This is a genomic window from Pedobacter albus (assembly GCF_036324255.1).
Lineage (GTDB): Bacteria > Bacteroidota > Bacteroidia > Sphingobacteriales > Sphingobacteriaceae > Pedobacter > Pedobacter albus.
The window spans coordinates 523,206-540,356 of the sequence record NZ_JAZDQT010000003.1 but is presented as its reverse complement, the minus strand read 5'-3'; the positions used below and the strand labels follow the sequence as shown (position 1 = coordinate 540,356).

Annotated in this window: 16 protein-coding genes; 5 read left to right on the top strand and 11 right to left on the bottom strand. The window is 42.3% G+C overall.

Translation table 11 applies throughout. From position 1 onward, the window contains the following. The 4 genes from VRU48_RS17530 to VRU48_RS17515 form a co-directional block, all read right to left on the bottom strand. A complete protein-coding gene (locus VRU48_RS17530) occupies window positions 1–1,344 on the bottom strand; it encodes a restriction endonuclease subunit S (RefSeq protein WP_330109219.1) in 1,344 nt (447 codons plus the stop codon). Then, window positions 1,334–2,884: an HsdM family class I SAM-dependent methyltransferase gene (locus VRU48_RS17525; protein ID WP_330109218.1), complete on the bottom strand. Its 1,551-nt coding sequence runs from the start codon at window positions 2,882–2,884 to the stop codon at window positions 1,334–1,336. Before VRU48_RS17525 ends, VRU48_RS17530 begins: the two co-directional genes overlap by 11 nt. A 62-nt stretch (window positions 2,885–2,946) precedes the next feature. Continuing rightward, the gene (locus VRU48_RS17520; RefSeq protein WP_330109217.1) at window positions 2,947–3,615 is read right to left on the bottom strand and encodes a type I restriction enzyme HsdR N-terminal domain-containing protein; all 669 of its coding nucleotides are present in this window, start codon (window positions 3,613–3,615) and stop codon (window positions 2,947–2,949) included. A gap of 522 nt (window positions 3,616–4,137) precedes the next feature. Then, window positions 4,138–4,401 (bottom strand): hypothetical protein, encoded by a 264-nt coding sequence (locus VRU48_RS17515; protein ID WP_330109216.1) that lies wholly within the window; start codon window positions 4,399–4,401, stop codon window positions 4,138–4,140. A gap of 120 nt (window positions 4,402–4,521) precedes the next feature. Between VRU48_RS17515 and VRU48_RS17510 the strand changes: the two genes are divergently transcribed. Continuing rightward, on the top strand, window positions 4,522–5,130 hold the full coding sequence (locus VRU48_RS17510; RefSeq protein WP_330109215.1) for a fibronectin type III domain-containing protein: 609 nt from the start codon (window positions 4,522–4,524) through the stop codon (window positions 5,128–5,130). Window positions 5,131–5,218: 88 nt separating this feature from the next. On the opposite strand, the gene VRU48_RS17505 is transcribed toward VRU48_RS17510, so the two are convergent. Continuing rightward, on the bottom strand, window positions 5,219–7,603 hold the full coding sequence (locus tag VRU48_RS17505; RefSeq protein ID WP_330109214.1) for a hypothetical protein: 2,385 nt from the start codon (window positions 7,601–7,603) through the stop codon (window positions 5,219–5,221). Next, the gene (locus VRU48_RS17500; RefSeq protein ID WP_330109213.1) at window positions 7,569–8,576 is read right to left on the bottom strand and encodes a hypothetical protein; all 1,008 of its coding nucleotides are present in this window, start codon (window positions 8,574–8,576) and stop codon (window positions 7,569–7,571) included. Before VRU48_RS17500 ends, VRU48_RS17505 begins: the two co-directional genes overlap by 35 nt. Before the next feature lie 27 nt (window positions 8,577–8,603). Between VRU48_RS17500 and dtd the strand changes: the two genes are divergently transcribed. The 3 genes from dtd to VRU48_RS17485 all read left to right on the top strand — a co-directional run bounded on the left by dtd (window position 8,604) and on the right by VRU48_RS17485 (window position 10,991). Further along, window positions 8,604–9,056: a D-aminoacyl-tRNA deacylase gene (gene dtd / locus VRU48_RS17495; protein WP_330109212.1), complete on the top strand. Its 453-nt coding sequence runs from the start codon at window positions 8,604–8,606 to the stop codon at window positions 9,054–9,056. Between the two features lie 79 nt (window positions 9,057–9,135). Next, entirely contained in the window at window positions 9,136–10,668 is a 1,533-nt protein-coding gene (locus VRU48_RS17490; protein ID WP_330109211.1) for a glycosyltransferase family 39 protein, read from the top strand. Beyond that, window positions 10,665–10,991 carry a nucleotide pyrophosphohydrolase gene (locus VRU48_RS17485; RefSeq protein WP_330109210.1) on the top strand — a complete coding sequence of 109 codons (327 nt, stop codon included), beginning with the start codon at window positions 10,665–10,667 and terminating at the stop codon, window positions 10,989–10,991. The genes VRU48_RS17490 and VRU48_RS17485 overlap by 4 nt, the downstream gene beginning before the upstream one ends. A gap of 67 nt (window positions 10,992–11,058) precedes the next feature. On the opposite strand, the gene VRU48_RS17480 is transcribed toward VRU48_RS17485, so the two are convergent. Both VRU48_RS17480 and greA read right to left on the bottom strand, forming a co-directional pair. Next, window positions 11,059–11,451: an HIT family protein gene (locus tag VRU48_RS17480; RefSeq protein WP_330109209.1), complete on the bottom strand. Its 393-nt coding sequence runs from the start codon at window positions 11,449–11,451 to the stop codon at window positions 11,059–11,061. Window positions 11,452–11,559: 108 nt separating this feature from the next. After that, window positions 11,560–12,033, bottom strand: a complete 474-nt coding sequence (greA, locus tag VRU48_RS17475; protein ID WP_330109208.1) for a transcription elongation factor GreA — start codon at window positions 12,031–12,033, stop codon at window positions 11,560–11,562. A 196-nt stretch (window positions 12,034–12,229) separates the two neighbouring features. Between greA and VRU48_RS17470 the strand changes: the two genes are divergently transcribed. Then, window positions 12,230–14,107: a M1 family metallopeptidase gene (locus tag VRU48_RS17470; protein WP_330109207.1), complete on the top strand. Its 1,878-nt coding sequence runs from the start codon at window positions 12,230–12,232 to the stop codon at window positions 14,105–14,107. Between the two features lie 56 nt (window positions 14,108–14,163). Here VRU48_RS17470 and VRU48_RS17465 read toward each other — a convergent pair whose 3' ends face one another. From VRU48_RS17465 to rsmA, 3 genes are all read right to left on the bottom strand, one after another. Continuing rightward, window positions 14,164–14,640 carry an OsmC family protein gene (locus tag VRU48_RS17465; RefSeq protein WP_330109206.1) on the bottom strand — a complete coding sequence of 159 codons (477 nt, stop codon included), beginning with the start codon at window positions 14,638–14,640 and terminating at the stop codon, window positions 14,164–14,166. A gap of 94 nt (window positions 14,641–14,734) precedes the next feature. Beyond that, window positions 14,735–15,664, bottom strand: coding sequence for a 2-hydroxyacid dehydrogenase (locus tag VRU48_RS17460; protein WP_330109205.1), 930 nt, complete (start codon window positions 15,662–15,664; stop codon window positions 14,735–14,737). Between the two features lie 3 nt (window positions 15,665–15,667). Beyond that, window positions 15,668–16,456, bottom strand: a complete 789-nt coding sequence (gene rsmA, locus VRU48_RS17455; protein ID WP_330109204.1) for a 16S rRNA (adenine(1518)-N(6)/adenine(1519)-N(6))-dimethyltransferase RsmA — start codon at window positions 16,454–16,456, stop codon at window positions 15,668–15,670. Between the last annotated feature and the right edge of the window lie 695 nt (window positions 16,457–17,151).

Here is a 17,151-nt window from a genome sequence, read left to right as displayed (position 1 = left end):
TTAACCAAATATGGCATTTTCAAAATCAGCAATGGCTTCTGTACGCAATGTTTCTGCTTGTTTTGATTTTTGATTTCGAAAATTTCTTAAAGTATTAAAATCATCAATTATACTAGTTTGAATTTCGAAGGGAGGGATAACAACCGGATAATTCTTAATCATATCTGCATTTAAATTTGGTTGATTATTTCCACTGGCAAGTTCGCGTAATCTGTCGTATTCATTCATTAAATAAATCCATAAATAATCTGTAATAACAATATCGTTGTTTATTTTATATAAAACAGCACAAGCTTGGTTTGTAGTAGCATCAATACCTAATTTTGCAGTTCGCCCTCTCGTTTTTCCTTGTCCATACATTGCAACAACTAAACTTCCTGTGGGATACAATTTGGCACTGCTATTTTTGATTGCTTCTAGCGTGATTTTTTCTTCTGTTTCATAAATCACTTTATCTATAACCTCCCCTGTTTTGATCCAAGGTATGTCACCATTATAAAAACTTCTATTGCCTCTCGATGGTGTTCCTCCACTACTCACCAAACAAAGATCCAGGATTTTTAATGTCTTATATTTTCCGTTGTACTGTGTATGGGATTTAAAGATTTGATCTAAGCCCCATTTTTCAATATTTTTAAAATCAACAAACTTTAATATACCTTGATTAAATTCAATTTTAGTATTTGATATACCTAATTTGTTGTCTAATTCACTTTTAAAATTATTAGCTTCATTGTTTAATTGCTCGGCTTGTTGTAATTTATCTTGATACTCTTTTACCAATTTTTCTTGTTCTAGCAAGATTGGAAGTGGAATTTTTTCATTTAAAAACAAGTTTTCTTGTAAATAGTGTCTATTTGTAGTTCCCGCACTACTTCTTTGACAAAATGAGATAAATTGTTGAGTTGTTGTGATTAAAGCCAAATAATGAGGATTTACCTTTAGATAATCCACATCATAAGTCCAAAAATTACCTGTAATAATTCCATTATCAACCACTTCAGGAACAACTCCAAAAGCACCGTTTCTTGCATCGATTTTTGAAAGTAAAAATTGTCCTTTACTTATTCTAAATTGTTTTTTTGTTCCTATATTTTTCCCAAGCGTAATATCTCTTAAAAAAATTCCACCATTATTGATTTTAATCGTGGCTCTTTTATAATTCAAATTATCCTGAATATCTATTTGAGTTTTGTTTCGTTTCAAAATTTCTTTAATAGCTACAAGAGGATAATTTTCATTGTATGTGAAAACATCTTCTAAAAGGTATTTTACGCTCCAATTACTTAATTTTTGAGAACCAATAAATTTCAAATACTGGTATGTGACTGTATTATTGTCCATAGAAAACCTCTTCTGTTTCGTTACCATTTTTGTCTTGGTGAGTTCTTACTACATTGTAGTTTACTACTTTGTACTTGTAGTTATTGGCAAAGAGCGTTTCCCATAAATCGTTTTGTTTTCTGTATGTGGTAAACTCGTTTTTAAGATCGGGTAATTCGTTTGCTATTTTGGCTCCTTTACTGTCTATACCTGCTTTGGCAATTTCGGCTAACGGTACGGTGTAATTAAATCGCTCTTTTACCAATGCTTTAATTTCGCTTTCTATTTGGTTTTGTAGTTCTTTTAATCGTGTTTTTAGTAGTTTTTTTTCGTCTGCGTTAGAAGCTTCTTTCCCACGCAATGCCAGTTTCTCGTTCAATACTGAAAGCTCTGTTTTATACTTTGTTTCAATTTCTGTAGTAGCATTCAGGTTTATTTTTTTCCATTGCTTTTCTTCTTCTTCGGTAAAACGTTTTAAAAAAACCAAACTCGGTTTTACGGTAGCGCCTGAAGCAATAAATACATCTTGCGGAATTGAAGTGATTAAAACCAATTTGGCACGACCTTCAAAGTAATCCCTCGCTTTTTGCAGGTTTGAGGTATTCAGAACACCTTCAGGCAATACAACAGCTAATCTGCCACCCTTTCGTAATAGACGGATGTTACGCTCCATAAACATAATTTCAGTTAGGGTACTGATTTTGCCTACATCGTATTTATCTACAATTTTTTTCTTGTCCTTGATGTCTTTTTCTCTTGCATTGATGATTTTTTCGTAATTGGGATATAATGCTAGCCAGTCCTGATAATGCGGTTTGTTTTTTAAACTGTCTTCCTCTGTAATCTTTAGTTCTTTATCTACTCTTGCACCAAAAGGCGGATTGGTTAAAATAACATCAAACCGCTCTTCAAAAATACCGTTTACATCTAGCAAGCCGTCATTATGATGTACACCACCGTGTCCGTCACCGTGCATAATCATATTCATTTTAGACACTCTTGCCATTCTCGGATTGGCGTCTGTACCAAAAATACATTTGTGCGATAAGTGATAAATTCTACTTTTATCATTATCAAGATTTAATTCTTCATTGAGTTGTTTAAAGATTTTATCTACCAATGCTTCGGTCTTCTCTTTTTCTTTGTCTGAAGCTTTGAGATACTTTTCATCAAAGAATTGTTGTTTGATTTTTTCTTTCTGCTGTTCGATGTCTTGTTTTATGTTTTCACGTACATACTCAAAAGCATTAATCAAAAAACCGCCCGAACCACTACAAGGGTCGCAAATACGCTCGCCTTCTTGTGGGTCTAAAACTTCGGTCATAAACTCAACAATGGTGCGCGGCGTAAAAAACTGCCCCAGCTCTCCCCTAAAAGTTGTACCTAAAAACTTCTCAAATGCAATACCTTTCACATCATCAGAAGTTTTTGATAGGTTATATACCTGTAGTTTTTCCACAATGGATAAGAAACTTTCCTTTCTGATTCTGATGTTATCATTATCACTAAACAGTGCATCTTTTTCGTAGTTTTTTTTAGTCCTGCGAAAGATGATCTGCATATAGTCTGTATTTTTATCAGGACCATCCAAATATGGTCGGGTATGCAAATTGTATTCGCTTTCTAAACGTTCAAACTCTTTCTTGGAAAAAATACTGTCTTGATTATTTGCGTTCCTGTTGTCGCGTTCAAAAACAATTTTTCAAAAGCTGCCTCGGGTGATAGTTTATCATTATTGCGAATTACATTATGGCATTGGTGTAATAGTTTTGCAAATTCATCTTTCTCAAAAACCTTTTCATCTTGGAATAATTTTTCTCTCTTTTTATCATCAAGCAACTCTTCAGCAGTAGGAATTCTTGAAAGTTCTGCCCCTAAATTTTTAGGAATTTTTTCTTTATAAACCTGAAAACATCTTGTTTCTTTACTATTGTGTGTAACAAAAAAATCGGCACTTACCCAGGTAGCGTAATTTAATCCTTGATAATAATCGGCTGGCTGTATAATTACATTGTCCGATTTACATTCGATAACTATTGATGCTAATTCGTTGTTTTCTTTTGCAGATTCTGTTTTCCAAATAACAATGTCGGCGCTGGCTCTTCCTGTTCCTCGTAAAGAATTTGTAACCTTTAATTCTTGTGCCATTTGGTTATAGCTGTAACCTAATTCATCAACTAGATATTGAATAAACTTCTGCCTTACAATTTCTTCAGGCGTAGCTTCTAACCATACATCACTCCCTTTAAGTGGAGCTTTTATCTTATTATTTTTTATTTCAAGCTCTAACATCTCTATTTAGTTGAGTTTAATAATTCCTTAATATCTACGTTTAATAGCTTCGCTATTTCCGTTAAAGTTTCAGCCGAAGGTGTATTTCATTGATACACCAACATGAAACAGTAATTTTGTTTTAATTCAATTGTTCTGCCGGCCATTTGTTTGTTTTAGCGTGGTCTGCCAAAACACTTTTGAGACGATTGATCTTTATTGCATATAAATTAATCTGCACATTGTACAAATGTATCTAAATACAGATACATATGAAAGCGGAATACCGTTAACATTTGACTCATCGTTTATCCAGATTATACTTTATTATGTCTTTAGTACTTTGCAACATAATCAGCATCTTATTCCTTTAGCCTTGCCATTTAAATCACAGTTAAACTCACTTTCCAAAAACAACACAATTAACTGATAATTAACAAATTATATTCTTAAAAAGCCTTGCAATTGCGCAAAATTGTTTGCTCATTTGGTCTGTGCAGGCGCCTATGCCAAACCGCCCTGTCACCCTGCAAACATGGCTATCTACCTATCCACGCTAACAATACCCAAGCTTCTGCTGGCCCGCCAGCCACCCCAGTTTTTGGCCCATAAAGGCCAATAACGGCCTGTAGGTACTCTTTTTACCCCAAACACCTTTACAGAGAGTAACCACAAAGCCATGCCGAGGCCTGCTTTTGCCCCATTACGGGCAGGCAACAAGGCTCTGCATACCCGCAGCATGGTGCCGAGGGTACGCAACAGAGCGCCGAGAACTGTCGGCAAGCCACCGAGACCACACAAAGCCATGCCGAATAAGCACAAAGAAGCGCAGCGGGCCGGCAAAGGCACAACAGGCACCCGCAAAGCGCCGCCGAGGCGCCAAAAACAACCAATATGTTAATAGCGCAGCGCACAAATACTCTTGCCATGAAAAAACCCAAAATTGTAACCAGCTTTAACCGCTACCGCGATACTGACCTCGAAAACAAGGCACGCACCATTTTGGCCAGCCTAACCAGCAACGGCAATTTTGCCAGCCCTCAGCCCTCGCTAAACGAACTGCAAACGGCTTTAGATAACTACAGCGCAGCCCTAAGCCACACCGAAAACGGTAGCAAGCTAGAAACCGTAGCCAAAAACGAGAGCCGCCAAAAGCTGGAAGACGTGCTGTACAGGCTGGCCCTTTACGTAGAAACCATAGCCGGCAGCAACGAACTGGTGCTGGTAAGCTCTGGATATAGCCTGGTTAAAGCCGAAACGCCCGTAGGCAGGCTACCTAAAGCCGAAAACTTTACGGTAAAGATACCCGAAAAAGGCATGGCGCAACTCAGACTGGATGCCATTTACGGTGCCGAAAGCTACCAGTTCGAGTACCGCGCGGCGGGCACCGAAACCTGGCAGGTAACGGTATCGAGCAAAAGCTCGCTAGTGCTCAAAGACCTGCCCAGCGGCGCGCAGTACGAGTTTAGGGTAGCCGGAATTGGCGCGGCCACCGAACGCGTGTACAGCAACGAGATAAAGAGCTTTATCCTTTAAGCCCTCCACCTATCCGAACCATTAAACACATAGGAGGCACGGTGCCTTAAAGGCCTGTGCGCCTATGTACAGTCCAAGCACGCTAAAACTATTTCTTAACCGCAGTACTCCTTAAAAAATCCCTTAAATAGCTGCATTCGCCAACAGCCGTTTTGTAGAACGGTGTTTGGGCATAGCTGGCCTTAAGCTCCCTAAAGTAAGGGTTGTTGATATTCTTGGCAATGAAGCCCCGTTGCTTTGCCTCGTAATCATTATCGTACCAATTGATAAAGCTAGTGTTCACAATCCTTTTCTGCTCGCATTTGGCCAGCATAAACGTACACTTGGCCTTAAAGTCGGGATCGGTACTTAGCGCCCTTGCCTTTAGGTACCAGGCCTTAGCGGTTTTGGCCAGCTTAAAATCGGCATCGTAGGCATAGGCTGCCGGGTCGTAATTGTTGTAGCTGCTCCAATCGTAGCTGATCAGAAACCAGGCATTGCCATAATAGCCCGTTTGGTAAACGCCATTTGCCATTTTAAAATAATACAGGGCCGCGTTTTTTTTATCGCTAACAATGAGCTGCTGCAAACGCAACATCTCTTGGGCAAAGCTCTTCTTGTTGTATCGTTTTGTTTTCGAAACGTATTGCTTCGGGTAATCGTTAAAAGTGGTATTGAAAGGATTGGCGTAAAGAATTTGATCGCTGTACCAGTTGCTAGGCTCAAATAGCGCATAATTTTTATCGAGCTTGTTAAACCAGGCTAATGCCTTTGCATATTGATGTGTACGCAGGTAAACGGTACCGCACAATTCGTAAAAATCGTCGTTGTTTAATTGCAGGAAACCGTAGGCCAATAGGCCATCTAAATTATTGGCGGGAGGTATTTTCCTGATGCTGGCCAACGCTTCTATGCTTTTTGGCCCCAAATAATCTCGCCAAAAAGACATGGTTTGCCAGCTCAAACTGGAAAATTTCGTGTTTTTTTCAGGCTTTCTGAACAAATCGCCTTTTAGCATGGCCAGCGCTGCCCTGGCTGTATCGCCCATTTTGATATAGGCGGGCGCCAACAGCTGCTGATAAAAGTTTCGGGTAGTCGTGGTAAACCGCTGCTGTCCGCCAGACCAAATGTACGAGTAGCCTTCTTGCTTCTGTTCGGTGTTTTCTGCGTACCGCTTTTCATCTAGCCACTTCAACACCGGCAACAGGCTGCTCTCGTTAAAAGTACTCCCCTTTTTGATTTTAGAAGCCTCGCACAAAAGCATCACAATACGGATCTGGTCGCGTAAACGTACCGATAGCTGCGCCGTAGATTTGATTTCCTGCAGATACAACTGAGCTTGTAAGGGCTTGTCTTCCATCCACGACAGGTAGGCCGCCGTTACGGTGCCCAATTCGGGTTCGGGGTATTTTTTTTCGGTAGCGAGCTTCAGCGCAAAGGCCTTAACCCTGGCCAGATAATTTAAATGGACACGTTTTAAACTGTCGGTCGATTGTTTATCATTGTCCCAATACCTGTCAAGAAAATCTTTCGAATACTTGCTCCTTTCAATCAGGTCTTTTTCCAGCTTGCTTACTTCGCGCACCAACAAGGCGCCATTAAGCAGGCTAGACGGCTTATAACGGTAAACCTGTTGCAGACGCTCCAATTGAAACTCAGGATTGCCAAAGCTTGCAATAGCTAGCACATCTGCCTTTTCCTGATCGGTTTTGGCATAGCTGAGCACATTGTTTACACTGGAACTGGTATAGAAATAATTTTTATAAGCTTGGACACGCCTTTCGGGATTGCTGGCAAAAACCTTCGAATAGAGAAAAGCGGCCTCTGTTGGTTGGCCTGCATAGCGCACCGCGCCTGCATAAACTGCTGTTGCCCAACCCTTGGCCGCACTATTTGTCTTGATGGGACTGATGAGTTTCTCATAGGCCAATTTACTTTCAGCATAGTTTTTGGCATAATGAAACAAGCGCTCGGCCTGATAGGCATACCGCAGCTTCAAAAAATCGTCTCTGCCCATCTTATCGGCAAGAGTCAAAGCTTCTTTCGCTTTTTTAATCATCAGCACACTATCTCTAACCGCAGGATCCCAAACATCAGCCTCGGCTACGGTAAAAGGCTCGCAACTTTTGGCGAAAGTATAATAGGCCTTAGCTTTGGCATTTTTGGCCAGGGCCTGCCAAAAGGAATTATTGCCTAGACTATCGGCGGCACCATACATTTCGTTGTACACATCTTCTTTTTTTACCTTCAGGTAGCTTGCCCATTCGGCACTGTTGATATCGGTTTCGCTTGCGGGCTCCTCATCGCTGTATAGGGGAACTAGAGCATTAAAGGCAAACGGAGCATACTCGTCGCCCTGTACGTTGTTGTGGAAATAAGATATGTAGTAATCGTAAGGGTCTTGCTCAGGGCCACAGGCTAAGTTGATGGCAATTTCGCCAAAGAAAACGGCAAGAAAACTAACGTAGCAAATCGCCGATTTTTTCCAGTTCATGGGGAGGATAGTTTTTAAGGATGGTACTGTCTAAATGATAGAACACTAAATTAAGGGGTTTTTCGGATAAATAACGCGACAAATATTGCGCCACTTCGCGCACCTCGGCAGGCTTGCTTTCTTCGTACCTGATTTCGTCGTTCTTTTTAAGGCCAAATTGAGGCAGGTCGGTCTTGGCCTGGTACAAACCTTCGGCATCGAGGCCAAACAGCGCAGGATCTTTCAAATCATTCAACTCCAATCGTTTAGCTATACCAATGTACTGGCCACCCCTAAAAGCCACCGCCCAGCTGAACAGTGGCAGCCCCACATCAATAGGCATGGGATAATAGCCTAAGTTCTTACCCGCATATTTTTGCAATTCGGCAATCTCCAAAATAGAGTTCTGCTTGCCGTATTTGCGCAGGTTGCCCATGTTATAGCACATGAGCAACACCTTGTTTACGGGAGGTATACCCATGCTCGCCTGGTTTTTGAGCTGGTGCAAACGCAAAGTAGCCGATAATTGCCTGTCGGCATTGAGTTTGGCTACTTCGGTCAGGAACAAGAAGTACTGTTTTTTGGTGCTGGCCGTCCAGTCGCAGTCGAGTTGCAGTTCGCGGTAGCCCTTTTTGCCAGCCTGCGCTACTTTGCCTTTCACAAAGCGCATTACATTGGAAGCCAATCGCTTTACCTGCTCGTCTGTTTTTTCTTTGAACACCTCGTTAACGATATAAACTACGGGTATGATACCCAAAGTGTCGGGCAAGGGATCGGCAAAGCTGATGGGCGCAACCGGAATCGGCTCACTTCGGCCATCAACATCCATAATGCGTACGTAAAGTCTTTTGCTATGCAGCTGCTGCAGGTACTTGCTTTCGTCTGCATTTTGCTTGTAAACCGTTTTCCAGTAGTAGAAAGTAGTGTTTACTTCCCTTTTTTGTTGGCAACCGATTAGCAGAATTATCAAAAACAGTATATACTTGTATCGCATAAGTTAAAATTAGCATTTTAATCTAACATGAGAGCAGTTATCCAACGCGTGACGCAAGCCAGTTGCACCGTAGACGATCAAGTTACAGGAGCCATAACCAACGGTTTTTTGGTTTTGTTGGGCATTGAAGATGCCGATACACAGGAAGACCTGGAATGGTTGGCGCAAAAAATAGCCAACATGCGGGTTTTTGGCGATGAAAACGGACTGATGAACAAGGCCCTGGCCGATATTGACGGCAATATCCTGCTCATTAGTCAATTTACCTTGTTTGCCAGCACCAAAAAAGGCAACCGCCCGGGCTTTACCCGTGCCGCACGTCCCGATAAAGCCATTCCTTTGTACGAAGAAATGATCAGACAGCTGAGCCAACTGCTGGGCAAACCTGTACAATGTGGCATTTTTGGGGCCGACATGAAAATCAGCCTGCTCAACGATGGGCCGGTCACCATCCTCATCGACACCAAAAACAAGGAATAGCCAGGCAAAAACACGCCACTGTTGTAACACCGGCCAGCTTTAACCGTCAAAAAAAAGAACCTTAAACCTCCTAAAGTCCATGGCAAATCCGGCTACAAAAAACAAGGAACGCTTTATATTGCTGGCCTTCTTGCTGCTTAAACTTGTGTTGTCTTACGCCTTGGTCAACGGCGTTTACGAACTGCACCGCGACGAGTACCTGCATATTGATCAAGGCCGGCACCTGGCGGCAGGTTTTACTTCGGTACCGCCTTTAACCTCGCTCTTTTCTTGGCTCATCCAGGCCCTGGGCAATAGTGTTTTTATGGTGCGTCTGTTTCCGGCTCTGTTTGGCATGCTCACCATTGCCTATTGCTGGAAAACTGTAACACTACTGAAAGGCAATTTGCTGGCCAAATGCTTGGTGGCCATGGCCCTTATCTTTTCGTCGCTGTTAAGGCTCAACACGCTTTACCAGCCTAATTCTTTTGATGTGCTAGCCTGGACCACCGCTTTTTACTACTTGTTGCGCTATTTTAATGGTAGCCAATCCAAATACCTTTACTTTTTCGCCGTAACCATTGCCCTGGGTTTTCTGAACAAATACAATATTCTATTTCTGGTGATGGGCTTGTTGCCAGCCATCATCATTACGCCGGGCAGAAAGGTTTTTACCGATAGGCATTTCTATTTTGCCTTGCTCTTGGGGCTTGTAATTGTTGTACCCAACCTCATTTGGCAAGTAAATCATCAGTTTCCGGTATTAAAGCACATGCAGGAGCTGCAACGAACCCAATTGGTGCATGTAAGTCGCTTCAATTTTCTCATTAGCCAGCCCCTGTTTTTTATCAGTTCTATTTTTGTGCTGCTGGCCGGCATAGGCAGTCTTTTGCTGTACAAGCCATTTAGGCCATATCGTTGGGTGATACTTACCTATTTGTTGACGATGGCCGTTTTTACTTATTTCAGGGCCAAAGATTATTACGCCTTGGGCCTATATCCTATTTTGCTAGCCTTTGGCGCAACCTTTTTAGGGCAGCGGCTTGCCAAACGACGCGCACTCAGCATTACCCTATTTGTGTTTAACATAGGTTCTTTCGTGTATTTATTGCCCCTTATTATGCCTGTTTATTCGCCGGCACAGATTGTTGCGCACCAAAAACGTTTCGAAAGGGTGGGTGCTCTACGTTGGGAAGATGGCAAAAATCATCAACTGCCACAAGATTATGCCGATATGCAAGGCTGGAAAGAGCTGGCCCAACTGGCCGATAGTGCCTATGCCCTGGTTAAAGACAAGGATGGGCTTTTGGTACGTGCCGACAACTATGGTCAAGCGGGCGCCATCAACTATTATTCGAAATACAAAAATATCAACGCAGTTGCCTACAATGCCGATTATTTGTACTGGTTTAAACTGGATAGGCCCATCAAAACCATGATCATGATCAGCGGTTCTTACGATAAAGACCCTTTTAGAGAACGAGAAAAACCTTATTTTGCAAAGATTACCAAGATTGGCGAAATTAAAAATCCTTATGCCCGCGAGCGGGGCGCAGGCGTATTTTTGCTGGAAGGCGCCGTTGCGGCCGTTACGCCAATCATTAAAAGAGAAATAGAGGAAGAAAAACAATGACGATAAACGAAGCACAGGAAACGGTAGACCAGTGGATCAAAACCACAGGCATCCGCTATTTTAACGAACTGACCAATACGGCAATCCTGATGGAGGAAGTGGGCGAAGTAGCCCGTATCATGGCCCGCAAATACGGCGAACAATCATTCAAGAAAAGCGATGAAGAAGTAAACCTGGCCGACGAAATGGCCGATGTGCTGTTTGTACTCATCTGTCTGGCCAACCAAACCGGTATAGACCTGAACCAGGCGCTGGTCAAAAACCTGGAAAAGAAAAGCATCCGCGATGCCGACAGACACAAAAACAACGAAAAGCTGAAGTAATTTGAATGGCAAACAGGCAACTGTTGCACATAAAAAAGCCCGTCGACAAGCAACGGGCTTTTTTCATTTATAGGGCCGCTTTGATCTTGGCGGCCGCCACGGCAAGGTCGTCTTGCGAGGGCTTTAGTTTCTCTTTGGCGAAATTCATATCGCTCACATGGTTCATAGGGATGAGGTGAATGTGCGCATGGGGCACTTCCAAACCAATAACCGCTACTCCAACCTTTTTGCAAGGAAAGGCTTTTTTAATACCCACCGCCACTTTTTTGGCAAATAACGTGAGCTTGGCATAGGTTTCATCCTCAATATCGAAAATATAATCCACTTCTTTTTTCGGAATAACCAGCACATGCCCCATCACCAATGGGCTCACATCTAAAAAGGCCAGAAATTCATCATCTTCGGCTACCTTATGCGCCGGAATATCGCCACTTATGATTTTAGAAAATATACTGCTCATATCAGGATATTTTAGATTTACGATTATAGATTGAAGATTCAGTATCTCGCTCCTATGATTAAATAAGCGCTATTTCAATCTTTGGTCTTTAGGCTTTAGTCTTTTAGCTTATCTCGAAATCTCCAAAATTTCGAATTCTATTTTGCCGGCCGGAACCTGTATTTCGGTGGTATCGCCAACCGATTTGCCCAATAAACCTTGCGCAATCGGCGATTTAACGGAAATTTTTCCGGTTTTAAGATCGGCTTCGCTTTCGGCTACCAATTGATAGGTCATGGTTGCGCCGTTCTTAACATTTTTAATTTTAACGATAGACAAGGCCAACACTTTCGAGGTATCCAGCTTCGACTCGTCTAACAGGCGAGAATTGGCCAGGGTACCTTCTAATTTAGCTATTTTGGCCTCATGCAGGCCTTGTGCCTCTTTGGCAGCATCGTATTCGGCGTTCTCAGACAAATCGCCCTTATCGCGGGCCTCGGCAATAGCCTTTGCAATAGCCGATCTTCCTTCGGTTTTTAACTGGTGAAGTTCTTCTTTTAGTTTTTCTAATCCTTCTTTGGTATAATAAGTAATCTCTGCCATAACACTAATTCTTTTGCTTTAGTCTCTATAAAAAACAAACAAGACTATATTGGCCTCGGCCTCCATAGTCTTGCTGTGATTAAAACGAAGATATAAGGCAATTTTTATAAAAGCAAATATTTTAATCGAAAAAACAATCGCTTAACAATCGGACTCCTATTTTCGCTACCTTAGTGTAAAATATATAAACTTTGATATGAAAAAATTTGTTCTGAGCGCTCTGTTATTGGCTTGTTCATCGGCCGTTTTCGCACAAGAATTATACATGCCACGCAACATTAAGCAGGCCTACGAAAAAGGAACCCGTGCCATGGATGGCAAACCGGGCAAAAACTACTGGCAAAACCATGGCAAGTACAACATGGAAATCAGCGTAAACCCCGACACTAAGGTGGTAACGGGAACCGAAAGCATTGAATACAGCAACAATAGCCGCGATACGCTCAAAACGATGACCATCCGTTTTGTAAACAACCTGCACAAGCCAACTTCGTCAAGAGGCTCTAACGTATCGCCCGATTTTTTGAGCGAGGGACTGACCATCACCTCCTTTAAAATAAACGGCGAAGTTTATAACATCAATGCCAAAAATTGGGGCACCACCGGCGAAGTACGTTTAAAATCGCCTTTGTTGCCTGGTCAAAAAGCCATGTTGAACATCGACTGGAACTACCCGCTATCTAAAGAAAGCGGTCGCGAGGGACAGATCAACCCAACCACCATGTTTGTGGCCTACAGCTATCCGCGCGTTTCGGTATACGACGACTACAATGGCTGGGACAGGGTACCACATACCGACCGTCAGGAGTTTTACAACGATTTTAACGATTACACCTTCGCCATCAAAGCCCCTAAAAACTACATTGTTTATGCTACCGGCGATTTGCTAAATCCGGATGAGGTATTGCAACCCGAGTTTGCGGCACGTCTCAAAAAATCGTACACCAGCGATGAGGTTATCCATATTGCCAATGAGCAGGAAGTAAAAGAAGGCAAGGTTACCCAGCAAAACGACTGGAATACCTGGAAATTTGTAGCCAATAACATTGTCGATGTTTGCTTCGGACTAAGCAGCACCTACATTTGGGATGCAGGAAGCGTGGTGGTGGATTCGAAAACCGGTCGCAGAACAAGTACCCAAGCCGCCTATGATGTAAAGGGAACCGACTTTGTAAACTCGGTCAAATTTAACAACTATGCCTTGGCCTGGTTCTCTAACAACTGGCCTGGCGTTCCCTATCCATTTTCGAAAATGACGGCATTTCAAGGCTTTGCCGATATGGAATATCCGATGATGGTAAACGATTCTCAAACCGGCGACATGAAATTTGCCCAATTGGTACAAGACCACGAAATTGCGCACACTTATTTCCCGTTCTACATGGGCATTAACGAAACCCGCTATGCCTTTATGGACGAAGGTTGGGCTACCACCCTCGAATATTTGATCGGTATTGCCGAACATGGCAAAGAAGCAGCCGATAATTTTTACAAGAGCTTTAGGGTAAACAGCTACATCAGAGATAAATCGGCCGAAGAAGACCAACCGATCATTACCATGTCTACCCAGGTATCGGGTTCGGGCTATGGCAACAACTCTTACGGCAAGGCTTCATTATCTTATTTAGCCTTGAAAGATATGTTGGGGGATGAACTGTTCAAAAAAGCTTTACACCACTACATGGATAACTGGAATGGCAAACACCCTATTCCATGGGACTACTTCAACTCGATGAACAGCGGTTCAGGACAAGATTTAAATTGGTTCTTCCAAAATTGGTTCTTTACCAATAATTATATCGACTTAAGTTTAATGATGCCTAAAAGCCTGGCCATTCAACCGATACGCATTATCAATAATGGCGGTTTTGCCATCCCTTTTGATGTTGTGGTTACTTTTACGGATGGCACTGTGCAAAAAGAACATTATACACCGGCCGTGTGGAAAAGCAACACTAAGTTTACCACGGCTAAGATCAAAATTCCAAAAGGTAAAACTGTACAATCGATTAAGCTAGACAATGGCATTTTTGTCGATGCTACCCCAGCTAATAACGTTTGGACTTCTAAATAAAAATTAGGCAACACTTTCGAAGTTTTAAAAACTTCGAAAGTGTTTTTCAATACAACTTATTCGTTAATAGCCGTACAGCTAGCCTGATGCTTTACCGGGAAATTAAGCGAATTGGCTATAAAACACATTTTGTTGGCTTCTTCATGCAGGGCGTTGGCTAAACCTTTTTGCGAAGCATCGGAAATAACCACCTCGGGTTGCAGCAACACTTCCTTAAACTGTCCGCTGCCATCGGCATTTTCTATCATCATGCCTGTAGCATTGTCTTTATATTCTAATACCACGATTTCGTTTTTGGAGCACAGGTGCAGGTACCACAACATGTGGCAGGAAGAAATAGACGACAGCAAAAGATCTTCGGGATTGTATTTGGTCTTATCGCCCAAAAAAGCAGAATCGGAAGAGCCTGCAATAGGCGTTTTGCCCGCTATCGAAACCACAAAATCGCGGTCGTACGAACGGTAGTCCATTGTGCCAGACCCTTTGTTTCCTGTCCAAACCAGATTGGTTTTATATTGATGTTCCTTTGCCATGTCTTTGAGATTTGAGTATTAAGATAGGAGATTTAAGGCCTAAATTGCAAATTAAAAACGCTGAATCTACAACAGGTTATGGCAATTTAAGGAATTATAACTTGATTTCCTTGAGTTTTTCGACAAGCACTTCAGAAATTTTACGATACGAATCAAAGGTCCATCCAGCCACGTGAGGGGTTAAAATCACTTGGTCCGATTCGCGCAGCTCGGCATACCATGGCTGTTCGGCAAGCACCGGAAATTTTTCCGTTTCGAGTACATCCAATCCGGCGCCCACAATTTTTCCAGACCTGATATTGTTCAATACCGATTGTGTATTTACGATTTCACCCCGAGCCGTATTGATAAAAAAGATAGGCTTTTTGAAGTGGAAAAAATACTCGTCGTTAACCATTTGCCTGGTTTCGGCGGTAAGCGGAATATGCAGGCTCAGCACGTCGCTTTGCCTTACCATTTCTTCCATGCTCACTTCTTTGGCATAGTTATCGGTAAAGCCGGTTTTGTATTTGTCGTAAGCAATTACGTTAACTTCAAATCCAGCCAATTTTCTGGCCATTTTCTGGCCCATAAAGCCATAGCCGATCAAGCCAACGGTTTTGCCTTTAAGTTCGTAGCCACGGTTGCCTTCCCTATCCCAAATTCCATTGCGCACCTCTTGATCTGCTTTGCGGAAATTGTTCATCAGGGCCAGCAAGAGGCCTACGGCATGTTCGCCAACGGCATCGCTATTGCCTTCGGGGGCATTAATAAGTGCAATATTTCTTGCTTTGGCTACCGCTTCGTCGATATTGTCTAGTCCGGCACCGGCACGAGCTACAAATTTAAGTTGAGGAGCGGCATCCAACAGTTCTTGGTCTATCCTAAACTTGGTGCGCACGGCAATGCCTGTATAATCTTTAATCACGGCTAAAGTTTCAGCTCGGGTAATCAAGGGGCAATCATCTACCTCAAAGCCTAAAACGCGTGCCTGCTCGGCAAATATGGGATGAAGGTCGTCTACAATTAAAATCTTAGGGTTCATGGCTTAAGAGGCGAGCATTAATTGGCTAAGGTGTTGGGTAAGTTCAATAAAATCGGCAACGCTCAATTGCTCGGCGCGCTTATCAAAAAACGGATGCTGGTCCATTTGTTCTTTTTTAATGGTGCCCGATAAAGCATTGCGCAAGGTCTTTCTACGCTGGTTAAATCCGGCCTTTACCGTACGCCAAAACAGCTTTTCATCGCAAGGCAAAGTTTCGGTCTGGTTTCTGCTTAAGCGGATTACGCCCGAATTAACTTTGGGTGGCGGGTTAAAGGTGCCCGGCTTTACAGTAAACAGGTAGTCGATATCGTAGTAAGCCTGGATCAGCACACTGAGGATGCCGTATTCTTTGGTACCCGATTTGGCGGCGCAACGTTCGGCCACCTCTTTCTGGAACATGCCTACCATTTCTACAACATTATCGCGATGTTCGAGGATCTTGAAAAGTATCTGCGAAGAAATATTGTAGGGGAAATTGCCAATTACGGCAAACTTACCTGGAAAGATGGAGGTTAAATCGAGCTTCAGAAAATCGCCATTAATGAGCCTATCGCCCAATTGCGGATATTTCTGTTGCAAAAAGTGATAGGATTCTACATCGATGTCGATCAAAAAAGTTTCGAGGTTTTCCCTCTCCAGCAGGATATCAGACAAGATGCCCATGCCCGGTCCTACCTCCAACACCTGACGGTACTGATCGGTATGGATAAGGCCGTTTACAATCTTTTCGGCTATCTTTTTATCGGTTAAGAAATGCTGGCCTAAATGTTTTTTTGCTTTTACTAAACTCATTTTATCGATTTTTACCGCTAAGCACACAAAGGTAAGGTTTTATGGCGCAATCTATTCTGTTATTTTGAACCATTAAGTCATAAGCTGCATTAATAATTTATGCTTAATTTCACCATTTAAGACACTTAAGCGCACCTTAGAATTTTAAATGCTCAGCTGTTCTAAGGCTTCTTAGGTGGTTATTCTTAAAAAAGCGTTTATAATTCCACCATCTCAGACACCTAAGTGCTCCTTAGAATTTCTAAATGCTCAGCTGTTCTAAGGCTCCTCAGGTGGTTATTCTTAAAAAAGCGCTTATAATTTCACCATCTCAGACACCTAACTGCTCCTTAGAATTTCTAAATGCTCAGCTGTTCTAAGGCTCCTCAGGTGGTTATTCTTAAAAAAGCGCTTATAATTTCACCATCTCAGACACCTAACTGCTCCTTAGAATTTTAAATGCTTAGCTGTTCTAAGGCTTCTTAGGTGGTTATTCTTAAAAAAGCGTTTATAATTCCACCATCTCAGACACCTAAGTGCTCCTTAGAATTGCCACCGAATTTAGTTCCTGTAATTAATTGTTAGACATAAATAGCCTAATCAAACAAACACTTAGCTGCTCTAAGGACCCTTAGGCGGTTAACCCTTAAAAAAGCACTTTATAATTTTACAATCTCAGACACCTAAGTGCACCTTAGAACTTTAAAGTCTCGCCA

Coding starts and splice junctions, on each gene's coding strand:
- VRU48_RS17530 (WP_330109219.1), bottom strand. CDS start 1,344: ATGGACAATAATACAGTCACATACCAGTATTTGAAATTTATTGGTTCT.
- VRU48_RS17525 (WP_330109218.1), bottom strand. CDS start 2,884: ATGCAGATCATCTTTCGCAGGACTAAAAAAAACTACGAAAAAGATGCA.
- VRU48_RS17520 (WP_330109217.1), bottom strand. CDS start 3,615: ATGTTAGAGCTTGAAATAAAAAATAATAAGATAAAAGCTCCACTTAAA.
- VRU48_RS17515 (WP_330109216.1), bottom strand. CDS start 4,401: ATGGCTTTGTGTGGTCTCGGTGGCTTGCCGACAGTTCTCGGCGCTCTG.
- VRU48_RS17510 (WP_330109215.1), top strand. CDS start 4,522: ATGAAAAAACCCAAAATTGTAACCAGCTTTAACCGCTACCGCGATACT.
- VRU48_RS17505 (WP_330109214.1), bottom strand. CDS start 7,603: ATGAACTGGAAAAAATCGGCGATTTGCTACGTTAGTTTTCTTGCCGTT.
- VRU48_RS17500 (WP_330109213.1), bottom strand. CDS start 8,576: ATGCGATACAAGTATATACTGTTTTTGATAATTCTGCTAATCGGTTGC.
- dtd (WP_330109212.1), top strand. CDS start 8,604: ATGAGAGCAGTTATCCAACGCGTGACGCAAGCCAGTTGCACCGTAGAC.
- VRU48_RS17490 (WP_330109211.1), top strand. CDS start 9,136: ATGGCAAATCCGGCTACAAAAAACAAGGAACGCTTTATATTGCTGGCC.
- VRU48_RS17485 (WP_330109210.1), top strand. CDS start 10,665: ATGACGATAAACGAAGCACAGGAAACGGTAGACCAGTGGATCAAAACC.
- VRU48_RS17480 (WP_330109209.1), bottom strand. CDS start 11,451: ATGAGCAGTATATTTTCTAAAATCATAAGTGGCGATATTCCGGCGCAT.
- greA (WP_330109208.1), bottom strand. CDS start 12,033: ATGGCAGAGATTACTTATTATACCAAAGAAGGATTAGAAAAACTAAAA.
- VRU48_RS17470 (WP_330109207.1), top strand. CDS start 12,230: ATGAAAAAATTTGTTCTGAGCGCTCTGTTATTGGCTTGTTCATCGGCC.
- VRU48_RS17465 (WP_330109206.1), bottom strand. CDS start 14,640: ATGGCAAAGGAACATCAATATAAAACCAATCTGGTTTGGACAGGAAAC.
- VRU48_RS17460 (WP_330109205.1), bottom strand. CDS start 15,664: ATGAACCCTAAGATTTTAATTGTAGACGACCTTCATCCCATATTTGCC.
- rsmA (WP_330109204.1), bottom strand. CDS start 16,456: ATGAGTTTAGTAAAAGCAAAAAAACATTTAGGCCAGCATTTCTTAACC.